This window comes from Bosea sp. OAE506, assembly GCF_040546595.1.
GTDB lineage: Bacteria > Pseudomonadota > Alphaproteobacteria > Rhizobiales > Beijerinckiaceae > Allobosea.
In genome coordinates, this window is sequence record NZ_JBEPOB010000001.1 from 3,516,678 (window position 1) to 3,539,153 (window position 22,476).

The 22,476-nt window shown below is 67.6% G+C and carries 20 protein-coding genes and 1 pseudogene; 5 read left to right on the forward strand and 16 right to left on the reverse strand.

What is annotated here, in order from left to right:
• Positions 1-37 precede the first annotated feature (37 nt).
• Complete coding sequence (locus ABIE41_RS17070) at positions 38-862, forward strand: MipA/OmpV family protein (protein WP_192641503.1); 825 nt, start codon at positions 38-40, stop codon at positions 860-862.
• 100 nt (positions 863-962) lie between these two features.
• Here ABIE41_RS17070 and ndk read toward each other — a convergent pair whose 3' ends face one another.
• Together ndk and ABIE41_RS17080 are read right to left on the reverse strand one after the other, a co-directional pair.
• Positions 963-1,385 (reverse strand): nucleoside-diphosphate kinase, encoded by a 423-nt coding sequence (gene ndk / locus ABIE41_RS17075; RefSeq protein WP_192641504.1) that lies wholly within the window; start codon positions 1,383-1,385, stop codon positions 963-965.
• Positions 1,386-1,497: 112 nt separating this feature from the next.
• A complete protein-coding gene (locus ABIE41_RS17080) occupies positions 1,498-1,767 on the reverse strand; it encodes an SEL1-like repeat protein (RefSeq protein ID WP_069055110.1) in 270 nt (89 codons plus the stop codon).
• Positions 1,768-2,122: 355 nt separating this feature from the next.
• Between ABIE41_RS17080 and ABIE41_RS17085 the strand changes: the two genes are divergently transcribed.
• Positions 2,123-2,521: a DUF2147 domain-containing protein gene (locus ABIE41_RS17085; protein WP_192641505.1), complete on the forward strand. Its 399-nt coding sequence runs from the start codon at positions 2,123-2,125 to the stop codon at positions 2,519-2,521.
• 396 nt (positions 2,522-2,917) lie between these two features.
• Here ABIE41_RS17085 and ABIE41_RS17090 read toward each other — a convergent pair whose 3' ends face one another.
• The 5 genes from ABIE41_RS17090 to gatB all read right to left on the reverse strand — a co-directional run bounded on the left by ABIE41_RS17090 (position 2,918) and on the right by gatB (position 7,692).
• Positions 2,918-3,625, reverse strand: a complete 708-nt coding sequence (locus tag ABIE41_RS17090; protein ID WP_192641506.1) for a glutathione S-transferase N-terminal domain-containing protein — start codon at positions 3,623-3,625, stop codon at positions 2,918-2,920.
• A gap of 130 nt (positions 3,626-3,755) precedes the next feature.
• Positions 3,756-4,247 (reverse strand): GNAT family N-acetyltransferase, encoded by a 492-nt coding sequence (locus ABIE41_RS17095; RefSeq protein ID WP_192641507.1) that lies wholly within the window; start codon positions 4,245-4,247, stop codon positions 3,756-3,758.
• 37 nt (positions 4,248-4,284) lie between these two features.
• Positions 4,285-5,439: a zinc-binding dehydrogenase gene (locus ABIE41_RS17100; RefSeq protein WP_192641508.1), complete on the reverse strand. Its 1,155-nt coding sequence runs from the start codon at positions 5,437-5,439 to the stop codon at positions 4,285-4,287.
• 109 nt (positions 5,440-5,548) lie between these two features.
• On the reverse strand, positions 5,549-6,055 hold the full coding sequence (locus tag ABIE41_RS17105) for a GNAT family N-acetyltransferase (protein ID WP_192641509.1): 507 nt from the start codon (positions 6,053-6,055) through the stop codon (positions 5,549-5,551).
• A gap of 155 nt (positions 6,056-6,210) precedes the next feature.
• A complete protein-coding gene (gatB, locus tag ABIE41_RS17110) occupies positions 6,211-7,692 on the reverse strand; it encodes an Asp-tRNA(Asn)/Glu-tRNA(Gln) amidotransferase subunit GatB (protein ID WP_192641510.1) in 1,482 nt (493 codons plus the stop codon).
• Positions 7,693-7,920: 228 nt separating this feature from the next.
• Here gatB and ABIE41_RS17115 point away from each other — a divergent pair, with 228 nt between their 5' ends.
• Together ABIE41_RS17115 and ABIE41_RS17120 are read left to right on the forward strand one after the other, a co-directional pair.
• Positions 7,921-9,093: an efflux RND transporter periplasmic adaptor subunit gene (locus tag ABIE41_RS17115; RefSeq protein WP_354192604.1), complete on the forward strand. Its 1,173-nt coding sequence runs from the start codon at positions 7,921-7,923 to the stop codon at positions 9,091-9,093.
• A gap of 68 nt (positions 9,094-9,161) precedes the next feature.
• A pseudogene (locus ABIE41_RS17120) lies at positions 9,162-12,354 on the forward strand (efflux RND transporter permease subunit).
• A gap of 88 nt (positions 12,355-12,442) precedes the next feature.
• Here the strand turns inward: ABIE41_RS17120 and ABIE41_RS17125 are convergent.
• The 6 genes from ABIE41_RS17125 to ABIE41_RS17150 all read right to left on the reverse strand — a co-directional run bounded on the left by ABIE41_RS17125 (position 12,443) and on the right by ABIE41_RS17150 (position 17,389).
• The gene (locus ABIE41_RS17125; RefSeq protein ID WP_192641512.1) at positions 12,443-13,675 is read right to left on the reverse strand and encodes an HlyD family secretion protein; all 1,233 of its coding nucleotides are present in this window, start codon (positions 13,673-13,675) and stop codon (positions 12,443-12,445) included.
• Positions 13,668-14,156: a hypothetical protein gene (locus ABIE41_RS17130; protein ID WP_354192606.1), complete on the reverse strand. Its 489-nt coding sequence runs from the start codon at positions 14,154-14,156 to the stop codon at positions 13,668-13,670. The genes ABIE41_RS17125 and ABIE41_RS17130 overlap by 8 nt, the downstream gene beginning before the upstream one ends.
• A gap of 153 nt (positions 14,157-14,309) precedes the next feature.
• Entirely contained in the window at positions 14,310-15,791 is a 1,482-nt protein-coding gene (gene gatA, locus ABIE41_RS17135) for an Asp-tRNA(Asn)/Glu-tRNA(Gln) amidotransferase subunit GatA (RefSeq protein WP_192641514.1), read from the reverse strand.
• A 127-nt stretch (positions 15,792-15,918) separates the two neighbouring features.
• On the reverse strand, positions 15,919-16,206 hold the full coding sequence (gatC, locus tag ABIE41_RS17140; RefSeq protein WP_192641515.1) for an Asp-tRNA(Asn)/Glu-tRNA(Gln) amidotransferase subunit GatC: 288 nt from the start codon (positions 16,204-16,206) through the stop codon (positions 15,919-15,921).
• Positions 16,207-16,384: 178 nt separating this feature from the next.
• A complete protein-coding gene (locus tag ABIE41_RS17145; RefSeq protein WP_192641516.1) occupies positions 16,385-17,083 on the reverse strand; it encodes a metal-dependent hydrolase in 699 nt (232 codons plus the stop codon).
• A 21-nt stretch (positions 17,084-17,104) separates the two neighbouring features.
• Complete coding sequence (locus ABIE41_RS17150) at positions 17,105-17,389, reverse strand: GIY-YIG nuclease family protein (RefSeq protein WP_192641517.1); 285 nt, start codon at positions 17,387-17,389, stop codon at positions 17,105-17,107.
• 243 nt (positions 17,390-17,632) lie between these two features.
• Between ABIE41_RS17150 and ade the strand changes: the two genes are divergently transcribed.
• Entirely contained in the window at positions 17,633-19,333 is a 1,701-nt protein-coding gene (gene ade / locus ABIE41_RS17155) for an adenine deaminase (protein WP_192641518.1), read from the forward strand.
• A gap of 116 nt (positions 19,334-19,449) precedes the next feature.
• Here the strand turns inward: ade and ABIE41_RS17160 are convergent, their stop codons facing one another.
• From ABIE41_RS17160 to ABIE41_RS17170, 3 genes are read right to left on the reverse strand one after another with little or no spacing between them, the layout of a single operon-like run.
• Positions 19,450-20,430, reverse strand: coding sequence for an Ldh family oxidoreductase (locus ABIE41_RS17160; RefSeq protein ID WP_192641519.1), 981 nt, complete (start codon positions 20,428-20,430; stop codon positions 19,450-19,452).
• On the reverse strand, positions 20,427-21,356 hold the full coding sequence (locus tag ABIE41_RS17165) for a hydroxyacid dehydrogenase (protein ID WP_192641520.1): 930 nt from the start codon (positions 21,354-21,356) through the stop codon (positions 20,427-20,429). The genes ABIE41_RS17160 and ABIE41_RS17165 overlap by 4 nt, the downstream gene beginning before the upstream one ends.
• 23 nt (positions 21,357-21,379) lie before the next feature.
• Positions 21,380-22,444, reverse strand: a complete 1,065-nt coding sequence (locus tag ABIE41_RS17170; protein ID WP_210320824.1) for a YeiH family protein — start codon at positions 22,442-22,444, stop codon at positions 21,380-21,382.
• Positions 22,445-22,476 lie beyond the last annotated feature (32 nt).

Here is a 22,476-nt window from a genome sequence, read left to right on the forward strand (position 1 = left end):
GGTCATGAGTGGCGCCGTCGCGCCGGAGTTGAGTGCCATGCGTAGCGTTGCGTTCCTGGCGGGCCTCGTCGCCTGCTTCCTGCTGTCCTCGCCCGAGCGGGCGGCGGCACAGTCCCCCGACTACACCACCCTCACCTCCCCGCAATCGGCCCAGAACTGGACGCTGACGCTCGGCGCCGGCCTGCATCGCCAGCCCGACTATCTCGGCTCCAACGACTACATCTTCCGGCCGAAGCCGATCATCTCGCTGAGCCGCGGGCTAAAGAGCACCTGGTGGTCGGCCGAGGACGACGCGATCTCGATCGGCTTCTTCTCCGGCACCGCCTGGCGCGTCGGCTTCTCGGGCAATCTGCTCTGGGAGCGGAAGTCGAGCGTCAACCGTGCGCTGATCGGCGTGCCGGACGTCAAGTTCGGCGCCGAGGCCGGCGCCTTCGCCGAGTTCTATCCGGCCTCCTGGCTGCGCGCCCGCGTCGATCTGCGCCGCGGCATCGTCGCCCATGACGGGCTGGTGGCAGAGGTGAAGCTCGATGCCTTCGCCCGCATCAACGACACCTGGAAGCTCGGCATCGGCCCGCGCATGACCGTCGCGAGCGCCGATTATGTCCGCACCTATTTCGGCTCGATCCCCGGCGCCGCCGGCACCGGCGGGCTGCTGCAGCGCTTCAACAGCGGCGTCCTGTCCTATGGGGCGATCGCGCAGGCGACGTACAACTGGACCGAGCGGTTCCAGACCACCGCCTATGTCGAATACAAGCATCTGGTCGGCGATGCGGCGAAGTCGCCGGTGGTGCGGACCTTCGGTTCGCGGGATTCGATCACGGTCGGCGTCTCGGCGAGCTACGCCTTCGATCTGGGCTTCTGAGGATAGCGGGCCCCGGCTGCGTGCCGGGGCCACATGAAAAAGGGGGCGGGTCGATCACGACCCGCCCCCTTTTTCTTTGAAAGCCGAGATGGCCGTCGGATCAGCCGACGATCTCGTTGCCGGAGAAGAACTGCGCGATCTCGATCGCGGCGGCTTCCGGCGCATCCGAGCCATGGGCGGTGTTCTCACCGACCGATTCGGCGAAGAGCTTGCGGATGGTGCCCTCGGCGGCGTTGGCCGGGTTGGTGGCGCCCATCACCTCACGATACTTGGCGATGGCGTCCTCGCCCTCGAGGACCTGCACGACCACGGGGCCGGAGGTCATGAACTCGACGAGTTCGCCGAAGAAGGGCCGCGCCGAATGGACCGCGTAGAAGGTCTCGGCCTGGGCCTTGGTCATGTGGATGCGCTTCTGCGCGACGATGCGCAGGCCGGCCTTCTCGATGACCGCATTGACCGCGCCGGTGAGATTGCGACGGGTCGCGTCGGGCTTGAGAATGGAGAAGGTACGCTGAACAGCCATCGATGAATCCTCGGGGACGAATTTGGGGCCAGATCACTCTGGGAACGCGGCGCGCTTATAACCGCGCCCTCCCCGCCCCACAAGGCTCGTCGGCCGTCCCACCGGATCAGGCTCAATGGCGGGTCAGGAAGGTCCTGGCTTCGCGCAGGGCCTGGGAGACCTGATCGCGCGTCATTTCCAGCGCCAGTTCCTGGCGGTGGGCGGCGGCGCGGCCGCAACCGCGGGCCTGGGCGACGTTGAACCATTTCTGCGCGGTGACGAGATCGACCGGGATGCCGCGGCCGGAGGCATACATCAGACCCAGCTCGTAATAGGCCTCGGCCGAAGCCTCGCTCGGGACCACCAGCGAGGCCGGGATCGCGCTCATTTCCATGCGTGCCATGACAACCACCCTTGTCTTTCGTTGGCGCCGGCCACCCGTCCAAAGGCCCCGCGCTCGTGAGGAGGAGACTGGCGGCGGCGCTTAAAGGGCTCGCTAAAATTCGCGATGAATCGAAGCTCAACGAGGAATGAGCGAGCGGTTAAATCAACGCTCGATTCAGCTTTCCATTCCGAAAAACGCAGTCTTTTCAATAGGCTTTCCGGCAAATGCGAAAACGCCCGTCAACGGAGGATTCACCCTCCGCTGCGGAAGGCGGGCTACGACGACCGTGGCAGGCCCTTGGAAGCCGCCCTGATCCGGCTTAAGGTTCATATCTGAACCATGCAGCATAGCGTGGTCTGACAGGGAGGTTTTCATGACCATCGGATCGCGTCTTTCGCGTGCGGGGCTGGCCGGGCTCGGCCTTCTCGCGCTCACGCTCGCCCAGGGTGGAACGGCCCAGGCCCAGGATGTCAGCGGCACCTGGCTGCGCGACAGCGGCGCCTCTCGTGTGCGCTTCGCCAAATGTGGCGAGGCGATGTGCGGCACGCTGGCCTGGCTCAAGGATACGAACGGCCCGGCCAAGGTCGGCCAGCGCATCTTCTACGACATGAAGCCGTCGGGCGACGGCAAATGGACCGGCAGCGCCTTCAACCCCGAGGACGGCAAGACCTATTCGGGCACGATGACGCTGGCGGGCGACAAGCTCACCACCTCCGGCTGCGTGCTGGGCGGGCTGATCTGCCGCTCGGTGGTCTGGAACCGGGCGAACTGAGCGAACCCCGATGCCGTTTGGGCGGACTTATCCCCGCCGCTCCGGCCTGTGCCTATGCTTCGCGCACTGCACCCAACCAAGGGGGCTGTCGCGAGGCATCGTGCGGCCGGGTGTGGTGGCGGGTTTCGGGAGGCGTCGCCGTTGCGGGCGGGGGCTCCCGGAGGTCGAACGGCAGTAAGTCCCCTCGTCAGGGACGAGCGGCCGCGACGCTCCAAGTCCCCGTGCGCGGAGCCGGGCGGCGCGAGATCGGCGCTGCATCGACACCTCGACATCGACACTCGACATCGGCACGCGGCAAGGACGCGCGCCACCCGGCTCCGCGCATCCCCTCTCGGGGGCAATGATGCGAAACCCTGCGGCTCAGGCCGGTCGGGGCTTCCGGCGCGCCGCTGACGCTCAGCGGGCCTTCTGGCCGAAGAGAATCGCCTTTTCCTCCGGCGTCGAGATGCCAGCCGGGTTGCGCAGCGCCTCGCCGACCTTGAGTCCGCGCGCCACGGCCGGACGTGCCATCATCGTCTCGATCCAGCGCGCGACATGGGGAAACTGCTTGATGTCCTGGCCCTGTTTTTCCCAGCCGCGAGCCCAGCCGATGCAGGCCATGTCGGCGATGGAATAGTCGCCGCAGATGTAATCGCGGCCGTCCAGGCGCTTGTTCAGCACGCCGTAGAGGCGGTTGGTCTCGTTGGTGTAGCGGTCGATGGCATAGGGCACCTTCTCGGGCGCATAGAGCCGGAAGTGGTGGGTCTGGCCGAGCATCGGCCCGAAGCCGCCCATCTGCCAGAACAGCCACTCGTCGACGGCGACGCGGCCGCGCTCGTCGGCGGGATAGAACTGCCCGGTCTTGCGGCCGAGATACTGCAGGATCGCGCCCGATTCGAAGACCGAGATCGGCTTTCCGTCTGGCCCCTCGGGATCGACGATCGCCGGCATCCGGTTGTTGGGCGATATGGCGAGGAAGTCCGGCTTGAACTGGTCGCCCTTGCCGATGTTCACCGGCACGATGTGATAGGGCAGCCCGCACTCCTCGAGCATGATGGTGATCTTCCAGCCGTTCGGGGTCGGCCAGTAATGGAGGTCGATCGGCTTGCTCTGGCTGGCTGACATGGCGCGGTCCCGGTCCCTGATGCAGAGGAGGAAGCGCGATGTTTAGGCCGCTTCTCGCGCGGGAGAAAGAGCCGGGCCGCCCTGCGCGGGTTGCATCGCCCCTTCGTGATCCCGCCGGCCGCTGCGCCGATCAGAGATCGATCTTGAAGCCTTCATGGCTCTGGGAGAACCCGAGGCTCACATAGAAGCGGTGGGCGTCGAGGCGCGACTTATTGGAGCTGAGCTCGGCCATGCCGGCGCCGTGCTCGCGGGCGAAGGCGAGCGCATGGGCGATCATCACCCGGCCGATGCCGTGGCCGCGCCGCTCGGGCGCGACATGGACGCTCTCGAACTTGGCCCGCATCCGGCCCCGCGCCACCAGCCCGGGGATCAGCGTGACCTGGAAGGTCCCGACGACGAGGCCGCCCGCTTCCTCGGCGACGAAAAGCGCGTTGTGGGCGGAGGCCTCGACCGCGGCAAAGGCCTCGGCATAGGCGGGGTGACGCGCCTCCTGCCGGATCGCGTCCGCCGTCATCGTCTGGGTCGCGGCGCCGAGCATGATCAGCTCGGCGATGCGCTCCACGTCCTCGCGTCGGGCACGACGGATGGTGACGGCGGTCGCGGTCTGCGTCGAGGCGGTCATGCGATGTCGGCTCCCGTGGCTGCGGATTGCCGCTCTATCAGACCAGCTCCGGGAACGGAACGATCGTGGACTTCACCGTCTTCATCGCCATCGCATCGGCGACGGCCTGAGTCACGCCGGCCTCGGTGAAGGGGTAGATCGTCTGCATCTCGAGGAAGGGGTACTTGTCGCGGGCGCGGTAGAGCATGTCGACGCCGAGCGGCAGATCATTGCCGGTGAAGGCCCAGGAGCCGAGCACGTTCAGATCCTTGGTGCAGATGCGGTGCCAGTTGGTCTGGATCGACCCCGCATCGGTGAACTGGCCCATCTCGACATAGGTGCCGCCGTCGCGCAGGAACTCGATGCCCTCGGGCCCGGCCGTGGGATGGCCGGAGCAGTCCATCACGAGATCGGCGCCGAACCCGCCGACGATCTCGCGGACCCGGGCGATGCGCGCTTCCGCCGTGGTGTACTCCTCCAGATTGACCGTCGCCTCCGCGCCGAACTTGCGGGCGAGCGCCAGGCGCGGCTCCTCCGGCGCGCCGACGCAGATTACGCGGCCGGCGCCCATCTCCTGCGCGGCGGCGATCGCCAGGATGCCGATCGGCCCCGAGCCCTGGATCACCACCGTGTCGCCCCAGTTGAAGCCGCCGGCGCGCTTGGCCCGGTTGAAGGCGCGGATGCAGGAGGTCATCGGCTCGGACAGCGCGCCCAGCCGCAGCGACATGTCGTCGGGCAGCTTGTAGACCTTGGTGCCGGGCAGCATCTCGAGGTCGACATAGACATATTCGGCCCAGCCGCCCCAGAGATGCGGCGCCTTGTCGAAGCCGAGATAGCGCCCGTAATAGACCGGGGTCAGGCACTTGTTGGCGCTCTCGGGATAGTGGACGCAGTAGTGGCAGTGCCCGCACGGCATCAGCGGCGGGATCATCACCTTCGAGCCGACATCGAGCGGCTTGCCCATGAAGTCCTCGGTGAAATCCGCGCCCTTCTCGACGATGACGCCGCCGATCTCGTGGCCGAGCGTGAAGGGCCAGGGCAGCTTCTTGGGCCAGTGGCCTTTCAGGATGTGCTGGTCGGTGCCGCAGACGCCGCAGGCGCCGATCTTGATCAGAGCGGCCTTGGCCGGGACCGCCGGCCAGGCCACCTCCCGGATGGTCGGCTTGCCGCCGGGGCCGTCATAGGTCGCGACTCGGATGGGCTGGCGCTGCATGGTCGTCTCTCCCTGAACGTGCCGCTTTGGCGCGGCTTGGGGGAGAGTGAGGCATGGCGGGCACGGCGCGGCAACCGGCGCGGACGCACAGGCCGGTTGCGGACAGCGTCTATGCCGCGAAGAGGCGCTTGGCCATCAGCAGGGTGTTGGGGGTGTCGTCGCGGCCGTCGAAGCGGGCCTGGCGTTGCAGGAAAAAGCCCATGCGTTCGTAGAAGGTGATCGCCAACTCGTTCTGGCTCTCGACCTCGAGGCGGGCCACCGGCGCCTCCGGGAAGCAGGCCAGCGTGACCTGCAGCAGGGTGCGGCCGATGCCGACGCCCTGCCAGGCCGGCAGGACATAAAGGCGCGTCAGCAGCGCGGCGCGGTCGCGCTCGGTGCGGGCGCTGGCGGTGGCGACGATCTCGCTCCCGACCAGCGCGACCAGGAAGACGCCGTTCTCGCGGCCGAGCTGCGCGCCCAGATTCTCCAGGGAATGCCAGGCATTGGTGATCTCGGCGACGCGCTGCCAGCCATAGATGCCGTCATAGGTGGCGTGCCAGGTCTCGACCAACAGCGCCCGCACCGCCGGGAGATCGGCGGCCTCGGCGTCGCGGATGACGAGATCGGCAGGGGTCATGCCCCGAGTCCCGTCCGCGGGCCACACGCGGCCGTCATCCCGGGCTTGACCCGGGATCCATTCCGGAGCGCTTCGGAAACAGGTTCAGGCATGGATCCCGGATCCCCGCTTCGCTGCGTCCGGGATGACGGCGTGTTGCCAGCGCCGCCCATCGCTCACTCGATCCCCAGCTTCGCCTTCAGGATCTCGTTCAGCGCCTGCGGGTTGGCCTTGCCGCCCGAGGCCTTCATCGCCTGGCCGACGAACCAGCCCAGCATGGTAGGCTTGGCCTTGACCTGCTCGACCTTGTCGGGATTGGCGGCGATCAGCTCGTCCACCGCCTTCTCGATCGCGCCGGTGTCGGTGACCTGCTTCATGCCGCGGGCCTCGACGATCGCGCGCGGGTCGCCGCCCTCGCTCCAGAGGATCTCGAACAAATCCTTGGCGATGCGCCCGGAAATGACGCCCTCGCCGATCAGGTCGACGAGCCCGCCGAGCTGGGCGGCCGAGACCGGCGAGGTCGTGACGTCCTGGCCCTCCTTGTTGAGGCGCCCGAACAGCTCGTTGATGACCCAGTTGGCCGCGGCCTTGCCATCGCGGCCGGTGGCGACCGCCTCGAAATAATCCGCCTGCTCGCGCTCGGCGACCAGCACCGAGGCGTCATAGGGCGAGAGCCCATACTCCGCGATGAAGCGAGCCTTCTTGACGTCCGGCAGTTCCGGCAGATGCGCCTTCAGCTCGGCGACGAAGGCGTCGTCGAATTCCAGCGGCAGCAGGTCCGGATCGGGGAAATAGCGGTAGTCATGCGCCTCTTCCTTGGAGCGCATCGAGCGCGTCTCGGATTTGGCGGGATCGTAGAGGCGGGTCTCCTGGTCGATCGAGCCACCATCCTCGAGGATGCCGATCTGGCGGCGTGCCTCGACCTCGACGGCCTGGCCGATGAAGCGGATCGAGTTGACGTTCTTGATCTCGCAGCGCGTGCCGAGCGGGCCGCCTGGCTTGCGTACGGAGACGTTGACGTCGGCGCGCAGGTTGCCCTTCTCCATGTCGCCATCGCAGGTGCCGAGATAGCGCAGGATGGTGCGCAGCTTCGTGACATAGGCGCGCGCTTCGTCGGCCGAGCGCAGATCGGGCTTGGAGACGATCTCCATCAGCGCGACGCCCGAGCGGTTGAGATCGACAAAGCTCATCGTCGGGTGCTGGTCGTGGATCGACTTGCCGGCGTCCTGTTCGAGATGCAGCCGCTCGATGCCCACCGTGATCTGCTCGGTCGGCGAGAGATCGACGACGATCTCGCCCTCACCGATGATCGGGCTCTTGTACTGGCTGATCTGGTAGCCCTGCGGCAGATCCGGATAGAAATAGTTCTTCCGGTCGAAGACCGAGCGATTGTTGACCTGCGCGTTCAGGCCGAGCCCGGTGCGGACCGCCTGGCGGACGCATTCGGCGTTGATCACCGGCAGCATGCCCGGCATCGCGGCATCGACGAGGCTGACATGGGCGTTCGGCTCGGCGCCGAAGGCGGTCGAGGAGCCTGAAAACAGCTTGGCGTTGGAGGTGACCTGTGCATGAATCTCCATGCCGATCACAATCTCCCAGTCTCCCGTCGCGCCCTTGATCAGCTTCTTGGGGTCCGCGGGGCGGGCATGCGCGTTCATCGTCTGTCTTCCGGCTTCAAAGAGGTGCCTGACGGTTACGATTTCGGCGCGCGGGCGGCAAGCTTCTGTTGCGCTCCCGACACCGGATGGCGGGATTGTGGCCTAGTCTGCCGCAATCTTGCCCTGTGAGGGGTGACGGATCTTGACAATCGTCAGTCCGCTCCCCTTCTAGCGGAAAAGGCCGGAAACACGCCCATCGTGCCGGCCATACCCATCCGGAGCCATCCCATGTCCCATCGCCGCCCGGCGCCGATGTCATCGATCCTTTCGGCCGGGGGCCTTGCGCTCCTCGCCGTGCTCAGCCTCGGCGAGGCGCGCGCCCAGGGCGGGCCGCCGCCGGCGCCGCCCGTTCAGGTCTCGACGCCGCTGGCGCAGCGCGTCACCAACTGGGACGAGTTCACCGGCCGCTTCGAGGCCAGCGAGCAGGTCGAGGTCCGCGCCCGCGTCTCGGGCTTCCTCGACTCGATCCATTTCAAGGACGGCGACCTGGTGAAGAAGGGCGACCTGCTCTTCACCATCGACCCCCGCCCCTACCGGCTCTCGGTCGACGCCGCCCGCGCCGAGATCGCCCGCGCCAAGGCGCAGGTCGAGCTCGCCCAGAACGAGGTCGAGCGCGCCGAAGGCCTGACGCAGAACCGCACCATCACGGCCCGCGACGTCGATCAGCGCCGCGCCAATCTCAACAGCGCTATCGGCTCCCAGCAGGGAGCGGAAGCCAATCTCAAGACGGCCGAGCTCAATCTGCAATGGACCGAGGTCCGCGCGCCGCTCTCGGGACGCATCTCGAACCGCCGCGTCGATGCCGGCAACCTGATCGCGGGCGGCCAGTCCGGCGCGACCCTGCTGACGACGATCGTCGCGGTCGATCCGATCTACTTCACCTTCGACGCCTCGGAGGCGGACTATCTGCGCTGGCAGCGCCGCGCCAGCGACCTGCGGACGACCGCCTCGCGCGAGGCCGGCATCGTCGCCGAAGTCCGCCTGTCGGACGAGCAGGAGTGGAAGCGCCGCGGGCGGATCGACTTCGTCGACAACACGCTGAATGCGCGCTCGGGCACGATCCGCGGCCGCGTCGTGTTCCCCAATCCCGACCAGTTCCTGACGCCCGGTACCTTCGGGCGGCTGCGCGTCTTCGCCGGCGAGGCCGACGCCCTGCTGGTCCCCGACAGCGTCATCGTTTCCGACCAGGCCAACAAGATCGTCCTGACCGTCGGGCCCGAGAACAAGATCGTGCCCAAGCCGGTCACGCTGGGCCAGATCACGCGGGGACTGCGCGTCATCCGCACCGGCCTGACGCCGGAGGACAAGGTCGTCGTCGGCGGCTTCGCCAACCCGATGGTGCGCCCCGGCGCCGCCGTCACGCCGCAGCCGGGCGAGATCAAGCCCAACGGCAGCAACTGAACCGCGCCTCGAACCAGCCCCGGGCGGCCGCCGGCCGCCTGCCCTGACGCCAGGCCAGGACACCCTTCATGTTCCGCTTCGCCCATTTCTTTATCGACCGGCCGATCTTCGCCACCGTGCTCTCGGTGCTGCTGACGATCGCCGGTGCCATCGCCCAGCGCGGCCTGCCGATCGCGGAGTATCCCGAGATCGCGCCGCCGACGGTCTCGATCACCGCGACCTATCCCGGCGCCTCGGCCGAGGTCGTCGCCGCCACCGTGGCGACGCCGATCGAGCAGGAGGTCAACGGCGTCGACGACATGCTCTACATCCAGTCGCAGTCGACCGGCGACGGACGCGTGACGATCAACGTCGTGTTCAAGGCCGGTGTCGACATCGACCAGGCGCAGGTGCTGGTGCAGAACCGCGTCGCCGCCGCCGAGGCCAGGCTGCCGGCGGATGTGCGCGCGCTCGGCATCCAGACGCGCAAGGCCTCGCCCGATCTGATGATGGTCATCAACATGATCTCGCCGGACGGGTCGCGCGACGCGCAATACGTCTCCAACTACGCGACGCTCTATGTGAAGGACGTGCTGACCCGCATCGACGGCGTCGGCAACGTCCAGGTCTTCGGCGCGCGCGACTTCTCGATGCGGATCTGGCTCGACCCGGCCAAGGTCTCCTCGCGCAACCTGACCGCGGGCGACGTGGTGACGGCGCTGCGCGCGGCCAACGTCCAGGTCGCGGCCGGGCGCGATCAACCAGCCGCCGGCGACGCAGGGCGGCGCCTTCCAGCTCTCGGTCAACACGCTCGGCCGCCTGACCGACATCGCCGAATTCGAGAACATCGTCGTCCGCGCGGACCCCAATGGCGGCACGATCCGCATCCGCGACATCGCGCGCGTCGAGCTCGGCTCGCAGGATTACACCACCAACGCCTATCTCGATAACAAGAACGCGGTGGCCATCGGCATCTTCCAGCGTCCGGGCTCGAACGCGCTCGCGACCGCCGAGACGCTGATCAAGACCATGAACGACATGGCCAAGCAGTTCCCCTCCGGCGTCGAGCACCGCATCATCTACAACCCGACCGAGTTCATCGGGGAATCCGTCAGCGCGGTCATCCATACGCTGGTGGAGGCGGTCGCACTCGTCGTCGTGGTGGTGATCCTGTTCCTGCAGACCTGGCGGGCGGCGATCATCCCGATCATCGCGATCCCGGTTTCGCTCGTCGGCACCTTCCTGGTGATGAGCGCGGTCGGCATCTCCTTCAACACGATCTCGCTGCTCGCGCTGGTGCTCGCCATCGGCATCGTCGTCGACGACGCGATCGTCGTCGTCGAGAATGTCGAGCGCTATCTCGCCGAGGGCATGACGGCCAAGGAGGCCGCGCACAAGACGATGGACGAGGTCGGCGGCGCGCTGCTCGCTATCGCGCTCGTGCTCTGCGCGGTCTTCATCCCGACCGCCTTCATCAGCGGTTTGCAGGGCACCTTCTACCAGCAGTTCGCGGTGACGATCGCGGCCTCGACGGCGATCTCCTGCTTCGTCTCGCTGACGCTGTCGCCGGCAATGGCGGCGCTGCTGCTGAAGCCGCATGGCCATGCCGAGGGAAAGCAGCACGGCTTCCTCTACACGCTCGGCGCGCCCGTGCGCGGCTTCTTCCACTATTTCAACAAGGGCTTCGACTGGCTCTCGCGCAATTACGGCTCGCTGACCTCGCGACTGATCCGCTTCTCGGTGATCCTGCTGATCGCCTATGCGGGACTGATCGCGCTGACGGTCAACCGGCTCTCGGTGACGCCGACCGGCCTCGTGCCCCAGCTCGACCGCGGCTATTTCATCGTCGCCTTCCAGCTGCCGCCGGGCTCGTCGCTGCCGCGCACCGACGCCGTGATCCGCAAGGCGACCGATGTCGTGCTGTCGCGGCCGGGTGTCGCCCATGCGGTCGCCTTCGCCGGGCTCGACGGCGCGACCTTCACGATCGCGCCCAACACCGGCGTCATCTTCGTGACGCTCTCCTCCTTCGACGAGCGCCAGAAGCAGAAGCTGACCTCGGACGGCATCCTGGCCGATCTGCGCCAGCAGATGTTTGCCATCAACGAGGCCTTCGCACTGGTGATCCCGCCCCCGGCCGTGCCGGGCATCGGCACCGGCGGCGGTCTCAAGGGCTATGTCCAGGACCGCTCTGGCCGCGGCCTGCCCGCGCTCGAGGGCGCGACCTGGGTCGTCGCCGGCTCGGCGGGACAGGTTCCCGGCATCCAGCAGCCCTTCACGCTGTTCTCGACCAAGACGCCGCAGGTCTTCGCCGATATCGACCGCACCAAGGCGGAGATGCTCGGCGTGCCGGTCACCCGCGTCTTCGAGACGCTCTCGGTGTTCATGGGCTCGGCCTATATCAACGACTTCAACCTGCTGGGCCGCACCTACCGGGTGACCGCCCAGGCCGACAACCCGTTCCGGCTCGACCTGCGCGACGTTGCCAACCTGAAGACCCGCAACGCCGATGGCGAGATGGTGCCGATCGGCTCCGTCGCCTCCTTCTCGGATACGACCGGCGCCTATCGCGTGCCGCGCTACAACCTCTATCCGGCCGCCGAGGTGCAGCTCTCGATGGCGCGCGGCTTCTCGACCGGACAGGGCATCGCGGCGATCGAGAAGATCGCGGCGGAGCGCCTGCCCTCGGGCTTCGGCTTTGAGTGGACCGAGATCGCGCTGCAGGAAAAGCTCGCGGGCAATACCGCCATCATCGCCTTCGGGCTGGCGGTCGTGTTCGTCTTCCTGCTGCTGGCGGCGCTCTATGAGAGCTGGATGCTGCCGCTCGCGGTCATCCTGATTGTGCCGATGTGCATTCTCGCGGCGATGTTCGGGGTCAATTATGCCGGGCTCGACCGCAACATCCTCGTCGATATCGGCCTCGTCGTGCTGGTTGGCCTCGCCGCGAAGAACGCGATCCTGATCGTCGAATTCGCCAAGCAGGCGGAGGAAGAAGGCATGCACCGGCGAGATGCGGCGATCGCCGCGGCGCGGACCCGGTTGCGGCCGATCCTGATGACCTCGCTCGCCTTCATCCTGGGCGTGCTGCCGCTGACGATCTCGACCGGCGCAGGCGCGGAGATGCGCCAGGCGATGGGCGTGGCGGTGTTCTCGGGCATGCTCGGCGTGACGATCTTCGGGCTGATCTTCACCCCGGTCTTCTATGTCGTCGTCCGCTGGCTGGCGGATCTGCGCAAGACAAAAGCGCCGGCCGAGCCCACGCACCACGCCCCGGCGCAGGGCTGAAGGCCAGCTGCCCCTCTCACCCGATAGCAAAAGGGCCGCTCGCGCGGCCCTTTTTCGTTCGTTCGGAACGTTCTTCCGAAGCCAGGGATCAATGCCCGGTGAGCACCAGCATCTTGACCGGCAGCAGCAGCGCCTGGATGCGCAGCATCACGGCGTGGACCACGCCGGTGGCGTCGACGACGTGCAGAGCCAGGCTCTTGGCCGTGCCGACCTTGCCCGAGGCGATCAGCTCGTGATTGCTGGAATAGGCGTTGGCGACGCAGCTCGAACCAGGGAAGACGCCGTCCAGACCGCCCTCGTAGAGCGGCTCTAGGAAGACCAGCACCGTGCCCGGCCGCTGCACCTGCTGGGCGTCCATCAGCTGGTCGCCGGCGCGGAACTGGCCGGCCGCGATGAACTCCTGCACGTCGGTCACGACCATCGGGATGATCGTCCAGGGCTTCGAGATGCAGGCGACCTCGGCGGCCATGCCAACCTTGAGCACCTGCGCCTCGAGTTGGCTGAAGCCTGCCTGCAACGCCTTGCGGCCGGCAGTCGCCGGGATCAGCACGCCGGCCGGGCGCATGAAGGGATTGACGAGGTCGCCGATCTGCAGGGCGAACTGTTCGATATGGCCGGCGACACCAGCGCGTACCACCGTCTTGGCCAGATCGACCTCGGCCTGGGCGAGCGCGGCCTCGGCGCTGGCCTTCTCGGCCGGCAGCAGCGCCGCAATGCGGGCCTGGGCCGCCTCACGCGAGGCGGTCGCGGCCGCGACTGTCGCCTCCCGCCCCTGGACGACATTCTCGAGCCGCTCGATCTCGCGGGCGGCGACGATGTCGTCATTGCGGCGCTTGAGGTCCTGCTTCGTGCGCAGTTCATCGAGGGCGAGCTGGAGCGAGCTGCGCGCCTCCTGGATCTTGGCCTCGTTGGCGAGGATGTCGACCTTGGCGACGGCCAGCGCCGCCTCGACCTCGCCGACCTTGCGGCGCGCCGTTTCGACCGCACTCTTCTGCTTGGCGTCGTCGAGCCGGAAGATCGGCTCGCCCTGGCCGACCTTGCCGCCCTGGCGGACATAGATCTCGGCGACGCGACCGCTGCTCTCGGGCACGATCGGCACGGTACGGAAGAACAAAGTCGCATTGGTGGTCGAGGGGTGGTTGTAGAAGATCACCGTAATCAGCGAGACGGTGAGCATCAGGCAGCCGATGATGCCCCAGCGCAGCTCGAACCAGACCGAATAGAGCGTGATCTCGTGGCCGAAGCGTTTGCCTTGGCCGTAACGGCGGTAGAGATAGTCCGGCAGGATCGTCAGCAGCGAGCAGATCAGGATCTCAACCATGGGCCGGCGCCTCCGGCTGGGTGGTGCGCGCGGCGGCGGCAGGCTGGCTCGTCGTAGCGGGTGATGGGGTTGCCGCGGGTGGCGGATCGCCCTGGCCCGTCGCGGCTGGTGCGGGTTCGTCATCGTCCCGTTCCGGCGGGATGCCCGCGATCTTGTCGAGCGCCCCGGCCATGCGGCGCAGCGGGTTCCAGACATCGGGGATCTCAATCAGGGCCAGCAGCAGCCCCGCCACCCAGAACAGGTGGATATGGGTGAAGAGAGCCAGCAGCCCGAGCACCGCGACGATCTCGAACTGAAGCTTGTGCGCCTTGTGCGCCATCCGCTCCGGCAGCGTGTGCAGGCGCAGGAAGAGCAGGCCGAAGCCCAGAACCGAGCCGACGATGATGACGGCCGCCAGAACCATCATCGCGTCGGTCTCGTTGGGCGCGGTGATGAAGGACGGCAGATGGTGGGGGGCGGCGGGGTGGAGCGTTGCGGCCAAGTCGGGTCTCCAGGCTGAGGCGCTGGAGCCCATCCGTCATGGCGCATGAGGCCTCGGCATTCCTGCCATGGCCCCCGGCTCGACACGTTCCCCCAACGTCAGCCGATCTGACTCCGATCGGAGGAAGCTGTCAAATGGCCGGTCTGGACGGGTTCAGCCCCACCAGCGCCCGGACACCGGGAAGCGGCCCGCCGCCTGCTCGATGACCTCGCCCAGCGCAAACAGCGTTTCCTCGTCGAAGGGGCGGCCGATGAGCTGCAGCCCGAGCGGCAGGCCCTGCCCGTCGAGCCCCGCCGGGACCGCGATGCCGGGCAGGCCAGCCATGTTCACCGTCACCGTGAAGACGTCGTTGAGATACATCTCGACCGGGTCAGCCGAGCCCTTCTCGCCGATGCCGAACGCCGCAGATGGCGTGGCAGGCGTCAGGACCGCATCGATCCCCGCCGCATAGGCCTCGTCGAAGTCGCGCTTGATCAGGGTGCGGACCTTCTGGGCGCGGACGTAATAGGCGTCGTAGTAGCCGGCCGAGAGGACATAGGTGCCGATCATGATGCGGCGCTTGACCTCGGTGCCGAAGCCGGCGGCGCGGGTTTTCTCGTACATCTCGACGATGTCCTTGCCCTGCTCGCGCAGGCCGTAGCGGACGCCGTCATAACGGGCGAGGTTGGAGGAGGCCTCGGCCGGAGCGACGATGTAATAGGCCGGGAGCGCATACTTGGTGTGGGGCAGCGAGATCTCGACGATCTCGGCGCCGGCGCTCTTGAGCCAGTCGATACCCTTCTGCCAGAGCGCGTCGATCTCGGCGTTGAGCCCGTCGAGCCGGTACTCCCGGGGGATGCCGATCTTCATTCCCTTGACCGAGCGGCCGACCGCCTTCTCGTAATCCGGCACAGCAGCGTCGACGCTGGTGGTGTCCTTGGGATCGTGGCCGGCCATCGAGCGCAGCATCACGGCGCAGTCGCGCACGCTCTTGCCGATCGGCCCGGCCTGGTCGAGTGAGGAGGCGAAGGCGACGATGCCCCAGCGCGAGCAGCGGCCATAGGTCGGCTTGATGCCGACCGTGCCGGTGAAGGCGGCAGGCTGGCGGATCGAGCCGCCGGTGTCGGTCGCGGTGGCGGCGAGGCAGAGATCGGCCGCGACCGCCGCGGCCGAGCCACCCGAGGAGCCGCCGGGCACGAGCGGGGTTTCGGAGCTGGTCCGGCGCCAGGGATTGACGACGTTGCCGAAGGCCGAAGTCTCGTTGGACGAGCCCATGGCGAATTCGTCATTGTTGAGCTTGCCGAGCATGACCGCGCCGTCGCGCCAGAGCTGGCCCGAGACGGTCGATTCATAGGGCGGCACGAAATTGCCGAGGATCTTCGAGCAGGCGGTGGTGCGCACGCCTTCCGTTGCGAAGAGGTCCTTGATGCCAAGCGGCAGGCCCTCCAGCGGGCCGGCCTCGCCCTTGGCCAGCTTGGCGTCGGAGGCGGCCGCCTGCTTCAGCGCGTGCTCGGGCGTCTCCAGCACATAGGCGTTGAGCGCCCGCGCCTTCTCGACGGCCGCGATATGGGCCTGCGTCAGCTCAGTGGCGGAGAAGCTCTTGGCCTTCAGCCCGTCGCGGGCTTCGGTCAGGGTGAGGCGGGTGAGATCGGTCACGGGCAATATCCGGATTCAGTGAAGGCAGTCGAACCGTCATGGCGAAGAGCACAGCGACGAAACCATCCAGAAGCGGCAGCGCTCGACGTCCTCTGGATTGCTTCGCTGACGCTCGCAATGACGGGTGTCACTCGATGACCTTGGGCACCATGAAGTAGTCGTCGTCGGAAGCCGGGGCGTTGGCGACGACCTTCGCCGCGATCTCGCCGTCGGTCACCACGTCCTGCCGCTGCTTCATCGCCATTGGCGTGACCGAGGTCAGCGGCTCGACGCCCTCGACATCGACCTCGTTGAGCTGCTCGACGAAGCCGAGGATGGCGTTGAGCTCGCCTTGCAGCTTGGGCAGATCGGCCTCCGGAACGGCGATGCGCGCCAGATGCGCGACGCGTTTGACGGTGGCGAGATCGACCGACATGGCGGACTCCAGGATGGTGGGCGCAACGCGCCAGATCAGGGTTCGCCGCGCTATAGCAGATGGCGGCGCGTAAGTAAGGGGCAAGTCCCGCGCCGTCATGGTCGGGCTTGACCCGACCATCTCATGTTCCAGAGATTCTCGGGTCTGCGCTCCGCTTCGCCCGAGAATGACGCTGGCGTCAGATCGTGAACGCCTCGCCCTTCCGGGGCACCAGCGTCTCGATCCCGCTGCCCTCAAGGCCCGCGACGAAAGCGTCGGCATTCGCGTCGATCAGCGGGAAGGTGCCGTAATGGCAGGGAATCGCGACCTGCGGCTTGACGAAGCGCGTCATCGCCAGCGCCGCGACCTTGCCGCCCATGGTGAAGCGGTCGCCGACCGGGCAGATGCAGGCCTCGACACCGTGGATCTCGCTGATCAGCGCCATGTCGGAGAAGATGTCGGTGTCGCCCATATGCCAGAGCGTCTTTTCCGCCTTGGCCTTGATGATCGCGCCATTGGCGTTGCCGAGCGGCACGGAGACCCCGGCCTCGCCCATGCCGGCCGAGTGATCGGCTCGGACCCAGGTCACGCTGAAGGCGCCGAGATCGATCGTGCCGCCGGTGTTCACCGGCTGGAACGCCTTCAGGCCCTTTGACGCCAGATGCATGGCGAGGTCGTAATTGGTGATGACGGTGGCGCCGGTGGTCTGCGCGATGGCCAGCGTGTCGCCGACATGATCGCCATGGCCATGGGTGACGACGATATGGGTCACGCCCTGCGAGATCGCCGCGATATCACCCTCGAACACCGGGTTCCCCGTAAAGAACGGGTCGATCAGGATGACCGCGCCGTCGATCTCGGCGCGGAAGGCGGAATGGCCGTACCAGGTCAGTTTCATGCGAAGGCTCCTGCGAGGCGATCAGGCGAGATGTGTGGTTACATATAGGTCGTTCCAGCCGGGATTCGAACGCTCGATGAGCGCGATTTTCCAGGCTCGGCGCCAGTGCTTGATGCGTTTCTCTTGGGCGATGGCTTCTTCGGGGGTGGCGTGATGCTCCGCATAGACGAGGCGCAAGGCGCCATGGCGAGCGGCGAACTCGGAACCTCGCCCCTCTCGATGGTCAGCGACGCGGCGAGACAGTGAACGCGTCACGCCGACATAGAGGGTGCCGCCCTTCTTGCTCGCGAGTAGATACACCCACATGCCAGCACCCCACGCCGTCGTCCCGGGCGAAGCGCAGCGTAGACCCGGGACCCATTCCGGAACAGTCGTAGGAGACGGACGAACGGGCCGAACGGAGCCCAAAGAGCTTCGTTCCGGAATGGGTCCCGGGTCGACGCGGCTTGCGCCGCTTGCCCGGGACGACCACGTCAGGCTGGATAAATGTGTAGTGGCGGGCCTTGAGGCCGGTCCCATGCGAACCGATACAACCGGAAAGTCCGCCCCATGACCGATGCCGCCACCCTCGCCCGCCGGATCGCCCAGGGACGCGGCGACGGGCCCGCCGACCTCGTGATCCGCGGGGCGCGGCTGCTCGACCTGGTGACGGGCGCGTTGGTGGAATCCGACATCGCGCTCTGCGGCGATACGATCGTCGGCACCCATGGCCGCTACGAGGGCAAGGTCGAGCATGACGCCACCGGCCTGATCGCGGTGCCCGGCTTCATCGACACGCATCTGCATGTCGAATCCTCGCTGGTCACGCCGCTCGAATTCGAGCGCTGCGTGCTGCCCCATGGCGTCACCACCGCGATCTGCGATCCCCACGAGATCGCCAATGTGCTCGGCGTCGACGGCATCACCTATTTTCTGGAATGCGCGCAGGCGATGCGGATGGATCTTCGCGTCAATTTGTCGAGCTGCGTGCCGGCGACGCATCTGGAGACGGCGGGTGCGCGGCTGGAGGCCGGCGACCTGACGCCCTTGATGGACCATCCCAAGGTGATCGGTCTGGCGGAGTTCATGAACTTCCCGGGCGTGATCCATCGCGATCCCGGCTGCCTGGCCAAGCTCGTGGCCTTCTCGGACCGTCCTATCGACGGCCATGCGCCGCTGGTCCGCGGGATGGACCTCAACGCCTATCTCTCCGCGGGCATCCGCACCGACCATGAAACGACCACGGCCGACGAGGCGCGCGAGAAGCTCGCCAAGGGCATGGCCATCCTGATCCGCGAGGGCTCGGTCTCGAAAGACCTGCTGCAGCTGATCCCGCTGATCTCGCGCGACGCCTCGCCCTTCCTCGCCTTCTGCACGGATGACCGCAACCCGCTCGACATCGCCGAGGAAGGCCATCTCGACTTCATGATCCGCACCGCCATCGCCCGCGGCGCGGATGTGCTGGCGACCTATCGCATAGCCTCGCTCTCGGCGGCGCGGCTGTACGGCCTGTTCGACCGCGGCTTCATCGGCCCGGGCAAGCGCGCCGACATCGTGCTAGTCGAGGACCTCGCGGCCTGCTCGGTGAAGCGGGTCTTCGCTGGTGGACGGCTGGTCGAGGATGGGCTCTTTGCCGACCGCGTGCCGGTGGCCCCGGTCGGGCTCGGCAGCGTGAAGCGCCGGACGCTCACGGAGAGCGACTTCAGGGCAGTGGCCCGGGAGGGCGAAACGCCGGTGATCGGGGTGGTGCCCGGCCGCATCATCACCGAGCGGCTGGCGATGCGGCTCCCGGTCCGCGACGGAGAGGCCCTGCCCGATTTCGATCAGGACGCGGTCAAGGTCACGGTGATCGAGCGCCATGGCAAGAGCGGCGGCATCGTCACGGGCTTCGTCCATGGCTTCGGCATGAAGAGCGGCGCGATCGCCTCCTCCGTCGGCCATGACAGCCATAATCTCTGCGTCGTCGGCGTCGACGAGGCCTCGATGGCCACCGCTGCCAACCGGCTGATCGCCATCGGCGGTGGCTTCGCGGTGGCCGATCGCGGGGTTGTGACGGCGGAACTGGCGCTGCCGGTGGCAGGGCTGATGAGCGACCAGCCCTTCGAGACCGTGCGGCACGGGCTCGAGGATCTGCGCGCGGCCGCCAAGGCGCTCGGCGTGGTGCTGGCAGAGCCCTTCCTGCAGGTCGCTTTCCTGACGCTGCCGGTGATCCCGCATCTCAAGATCACCGACAAGGGGCTGGTCGATGTCGATGCGTTCGACTTCGTGTAGCCGGCACGTCATTCTCGGGCGAAGCGCAGCGCAGACCCGAGAATCTCCGGCAGGATGAGGCTTTGGCCTGCACCTGCCTTGAGATGCTCGGTTCAAGCCCGAGCATGACGCGAAGCTCACTTCGCGAGCAGTTCCTCCGGCATTTCAATCCCTTCAGCCCGCGCCTTGGCACGCAGAGTCAGGCGCCGGACGCCGGGCAGACGCGTGCCCTCCTGAGCCTCGATGGCGTGGACCAGCGCGCGCATGCGCTCGTCGAACCAGTTGCCGCCCATGGCGTGCGGGTCGATCGCGAGGATGAGCTGTCCGGTGTCGGGCGGGCCGCCCTCGGTATCGAGGAAGGAGGAGGCCTGAAAGCCGAAATGCGCGCCGACGAGGGCCGCGGCCAGGATCTCGACCATCATGGCCAGGGTCGCGCCCTTGGCGTCGCCGAGCGGGACCATGGTGCCGGCGAGCGCCGCAGCCGCATCCGTCGTCGGCTTGCCGTGGACGTCGAGCGCCCAGCCCTCGGGGATGGCTTGCCCCTTCTGCTTGGCGGCAACGATCGGGCCGCGGGCGACCTTGGATAGCGCCATGTCGATGACGACGGGCTCTCGCCCGGCCAGCGGCGCGGCAAAGGCGATCGGGTTGGTGCCGAAGACCGGCTTGGAGCCGCCCCAGGGCGCGATCGCGCCCGGCGTGTTGGCGAAGAGCATGGCGACGAGGCCCTGCTCGGCGAGGCGCTCGACATGCAGGCCGGCGGCGCCGCAATGGTTCGAGCGGCGGATCGGCGCGGCGATGATGCCCTGCTCGCGGGCGAGGTCGGGGATTTCGGCGATGGCGAGGTCGATCGCCGGGTAGGCGAAGCCGTGGCCTGCATCGATCGCCAGCACGCCGGGCTTCGGCCGGCTCGCCTTGGGCACGACCTGCCCGTCGATCTTGCCGGCTTTCAGCATGGCGAGATAGGTCGGCACGCGCGACAGGCCGTGGCCCTTGAGCCCGTCCGCCTCGGCCATCACCAGCGCCCAGGCGACGGAGGCTGCGTTCGCCGGCGAGGCGCCGGCCGCAGCGAAGATGTCTGTCAGGCGGGTCTCGGCATTCTCCAGAGAAAACCGCGTCATACCCTGTCCTCCAGCGCCGCCATGACCCGCTCGGCCACGAACCCGGAGACGCGGCCGTTCGACTCGACCGTGTTGCCGGCAATGTGGGGCGTCAGGATCAGATTGGGCACATCGGCGAAGAGCTTGCCGGCGCCGCGCAGCGGCTCCTCGGCGAAGACGTCGATGGCTGCGCCGCCGAGCTTGCCGGCCTTTAGCGCGCCCACCAGCGCGGCCTCGTCCATGATGCCGCCGCGCGCCGCGTTGATCAGGATCGCGTCAGGCTTCATCCGGGCGAGCGCATCCTTGCCGATCAACCCCTTGGTCTCGGGCGTCAGCGGCAGATGGATGCTGACGACGTCGGAATTCGCCAGCAGCGCATCGAGTTCGAGCCGCTCGGCCGAGGCCCAGGCCGGATGATCGGCTGCGACATAGGGGTCGTAGGCCGCGACCGTCATCCCGAGCAGGCGGCCATGGGCGGCGGTGTCGCGGGCGATGGCGCCGAAGCCGACGAGGCCGAGCCGCTTGCCGGCGATCTCACGGCCGATCAACTTCGTCTTGGGGAACTCGCCCGCGACCATCGCGGCATTGGCGAAATAGGCGCCTCGAAGCAGCATCATGGCGCTGCCGATGACGTATTCGACGACGGAGAGGCTGTTGGCCCCCGTGGCCGGGAAGACCTTGATGCCGCGCGCCTCGCAGGCGTCCATGTCGATGTTGTCGAGGCCGACGCCCAGCCGCCCGACGACCTTCAGCTTCTTCGCCGCCTCGAGCACCGGGCCCCTGACATTGGTCTGGTTGCGGACGATCAGGGCCGGGACGTCGGCGACGAGCTTCGCCAGTTCGTCGGGCTTGCCGAAGAGCTCGGGGTCGTGATGGACCTTGTAGCGGGCGCTCAGCGCCGCGACCGCCGCCTCGTCCATGAATTCCGTGATGACGATGTCAGTCATGGCAGGCCCTTCCGGTGATGGCGTCAGCCGAGCGCGATCAGGCCGGCTGTGACGATGACGAGGATGACGAGGCTCGTGCCGGTGACGAGCGCCAGATGGCGCCAGCCGAGCCGAGCCATCGCGCCGAGCGAGGTGCCGAGCCCGAGCGCGGCGATGGCGATCAGCAGGCCCCAGCCCGAGATCGCCAGAAGCAGGCTACGCAGCGGTGAATAGAGCGGCGCCAGGCCCGGCTGGAGCAGGAGCACGCTGTTCACCAGGCAGAGCACCAGGAACATGATGGCGAAGACCGGCACGGGAACCTTCGCCCTGTCGGCGACGCCCCCGGCGCGCTTGGCATCGTCATGGACAAGCCACCAGCCGACGATCAGCACGGCGGGCAGCAGCAGGAAGACGCGGAACAGCTTGACGATGATCGCCGCGTTCGACGCCTCGACCGAGACGGACTGGCCGGCACCGACGACCTGCGCGACGTCATGGATGGTGGCGCCGAGCAGGATACCGGTCTGGGCCGGCGTGAAGCCGAGCCAGACGCAGAGCAGCGGATAGGCCAGCATCGCGACCGTCGAGAGCGCGTTCATCGCGATGACGGTGAAGGCGACGTCCGCGGCCTTGCTCTTGTAGTCCGGCACCACGGTGGCGGTGGCGAGGGCGGCCGAGGCGCCGCAGACGGCGGTGGCGACGCCGCCCAGCGCGCCCATGCCGGTCTCGCGGCCGAGCCAGCGCGCCAGCAGGAAGCCGGACAGGATGGTGGCGGCCATCGCCACGATGACGAGCAGCGCCGTGGTCGCTCCGAGCGCGATAATGTCGCCCAGCGCGACGCGCAGGCCCAGAAGCGCGATCGCCCAGCGCAGCATCTTCTTGACGCAGAAAGTCATGCCGGCCTGGAAGCGCGGCGCGTTGGCCAGCGGGTGCAGGACCATGCCGATGACCAGCGCGATCACCACGGCGGGGATGCCGAAACGCCCACCAGCCGCCGACTTCACCAGCGGCTCGGCAATGTAGGCGGCAACCGCGACCGCGGCGGACAGCGCGATGCCGTCGAGGAGCGGACGCCAGGCACTGACGCGGGTCGTCGTCGCGATGGACAAGATCGAAGGCTCCCGAGTGTTCGGCCGGGGCG

Coding starts and splice junctions, on each gene's coding strand:
- ABIE41_RS17070 (WP_192641503.1), top strand. CDS start 38: ATGCGTAGCGTTGCGTTCCTGGCGGGCCTCGTCGCCTGCTTCCTGCTG.
- ndk (WP_192641504.1), bottom strand. CDS start 1,385: ATGGCTGTTCAGCGTACCTTCTCCATTCTCAAGCCCGACGCGACCCGT.
- ABIE41_RS17080 (WP_069055110.1), bottom strand. CDS start 1,767: ATGGCACGCATGGAAATGAGCGCGATCCCGGCCTCGCTGGTGGTCCCG.
- ABIE41_RS17085 (WP_192641505.1), top strand. CDS start 2,123: ATGACCATCGGATCGCGTCTTTCGCGTGCGGGGCTGGCCGGGCTCGGC.
- ABIE41_RS17090 (WP_192641506.1), bottom strand. CDS start 3,625: ATGTCAGCCAGCCAGAGCAAGCCGATCGACCTCCATTACTGGCCGACC.
- ABIE41_RS17095 (WP_192641507.1), bottom strand. CDS start 4,247: ATGACCGCCTCGACGCAGACCGCGACCGCCGTCACCATCCGTCGTGCC.
- ABIE41_RS17100 (WP_192641508.1), bottom strand. CDS start 5,439: ATGCAGCGCCAGCCCATCCGAGTCGCGACCTATGACGGCCCCGGCGGC.
- ABIE41_RS17105 (WP_192641509.1), bottom strand. CDS start 6,055: ATGACCCCTGCCGATCTCGTCATCCGCGACGCCGAGGCCGCCGATCTC.
- gatB (WP_192641510.1), bottom strand. CDS start 7,692: ATGAACGCGCATGCCCGCCCCGCGGACCCCAAGAAGCTGATCAAGGGC.
- ABIE41_RS17115 (WP_354192604.1), top strand. CDS start 7,921: ATGTCCCATCGCCGCCCGGCGCCGATGTCATCGATCCTTTCGGCCGGG.
- ABIE41_RS17125 (WP_192641512.1), bottom strand. CDS start 13,675: ATGGTTGAGATCCTGATCTGCTCGCTGCTGACGATCCTGCCGGACTAT.
- gatC (WP_192641515.1), bottom strand. CDS start 16,206: ATGTCGGTCGATCTCGCCACCGTCAAACGCGTCGCGCATCTGGCGCGC.
- ABIE41_RS17145 (WP_192641516.1), bottom strand. CDS start 17,083: ATGAAACTGACCTGGTACGGCCATTCCGCCTTCCGCGCCGAGATCGAC.
- ABIE41_RS17150 (WP_192641517.1), bottom strand. CDS start 17,389: ATGTGGGTGTATCTACTCGCGAGCAAGAAGGGCGGCACCCTCTATGTC.
- ade (WP_192641518.1), top strand. CDS start 17,633: ATGACCGATGCCGCCACCCTCGCCCGCCGGATCGCCCAGGGACGCGGC.
- ABIE41_RS17160 (WP_192641519.1), bottom strand. CDS start 20,430: ATGACGCGGTTTTCTCTGGAGAATGCCGAGACCCGCCTGACAGACATC.
- ABIE41_RS17165 (WP_192641520.1), bottom strand. CDS start 21,356: ATGACTGACATCGTCATCACGGAATTCATGGACGAGGCGGCGGTCGCG.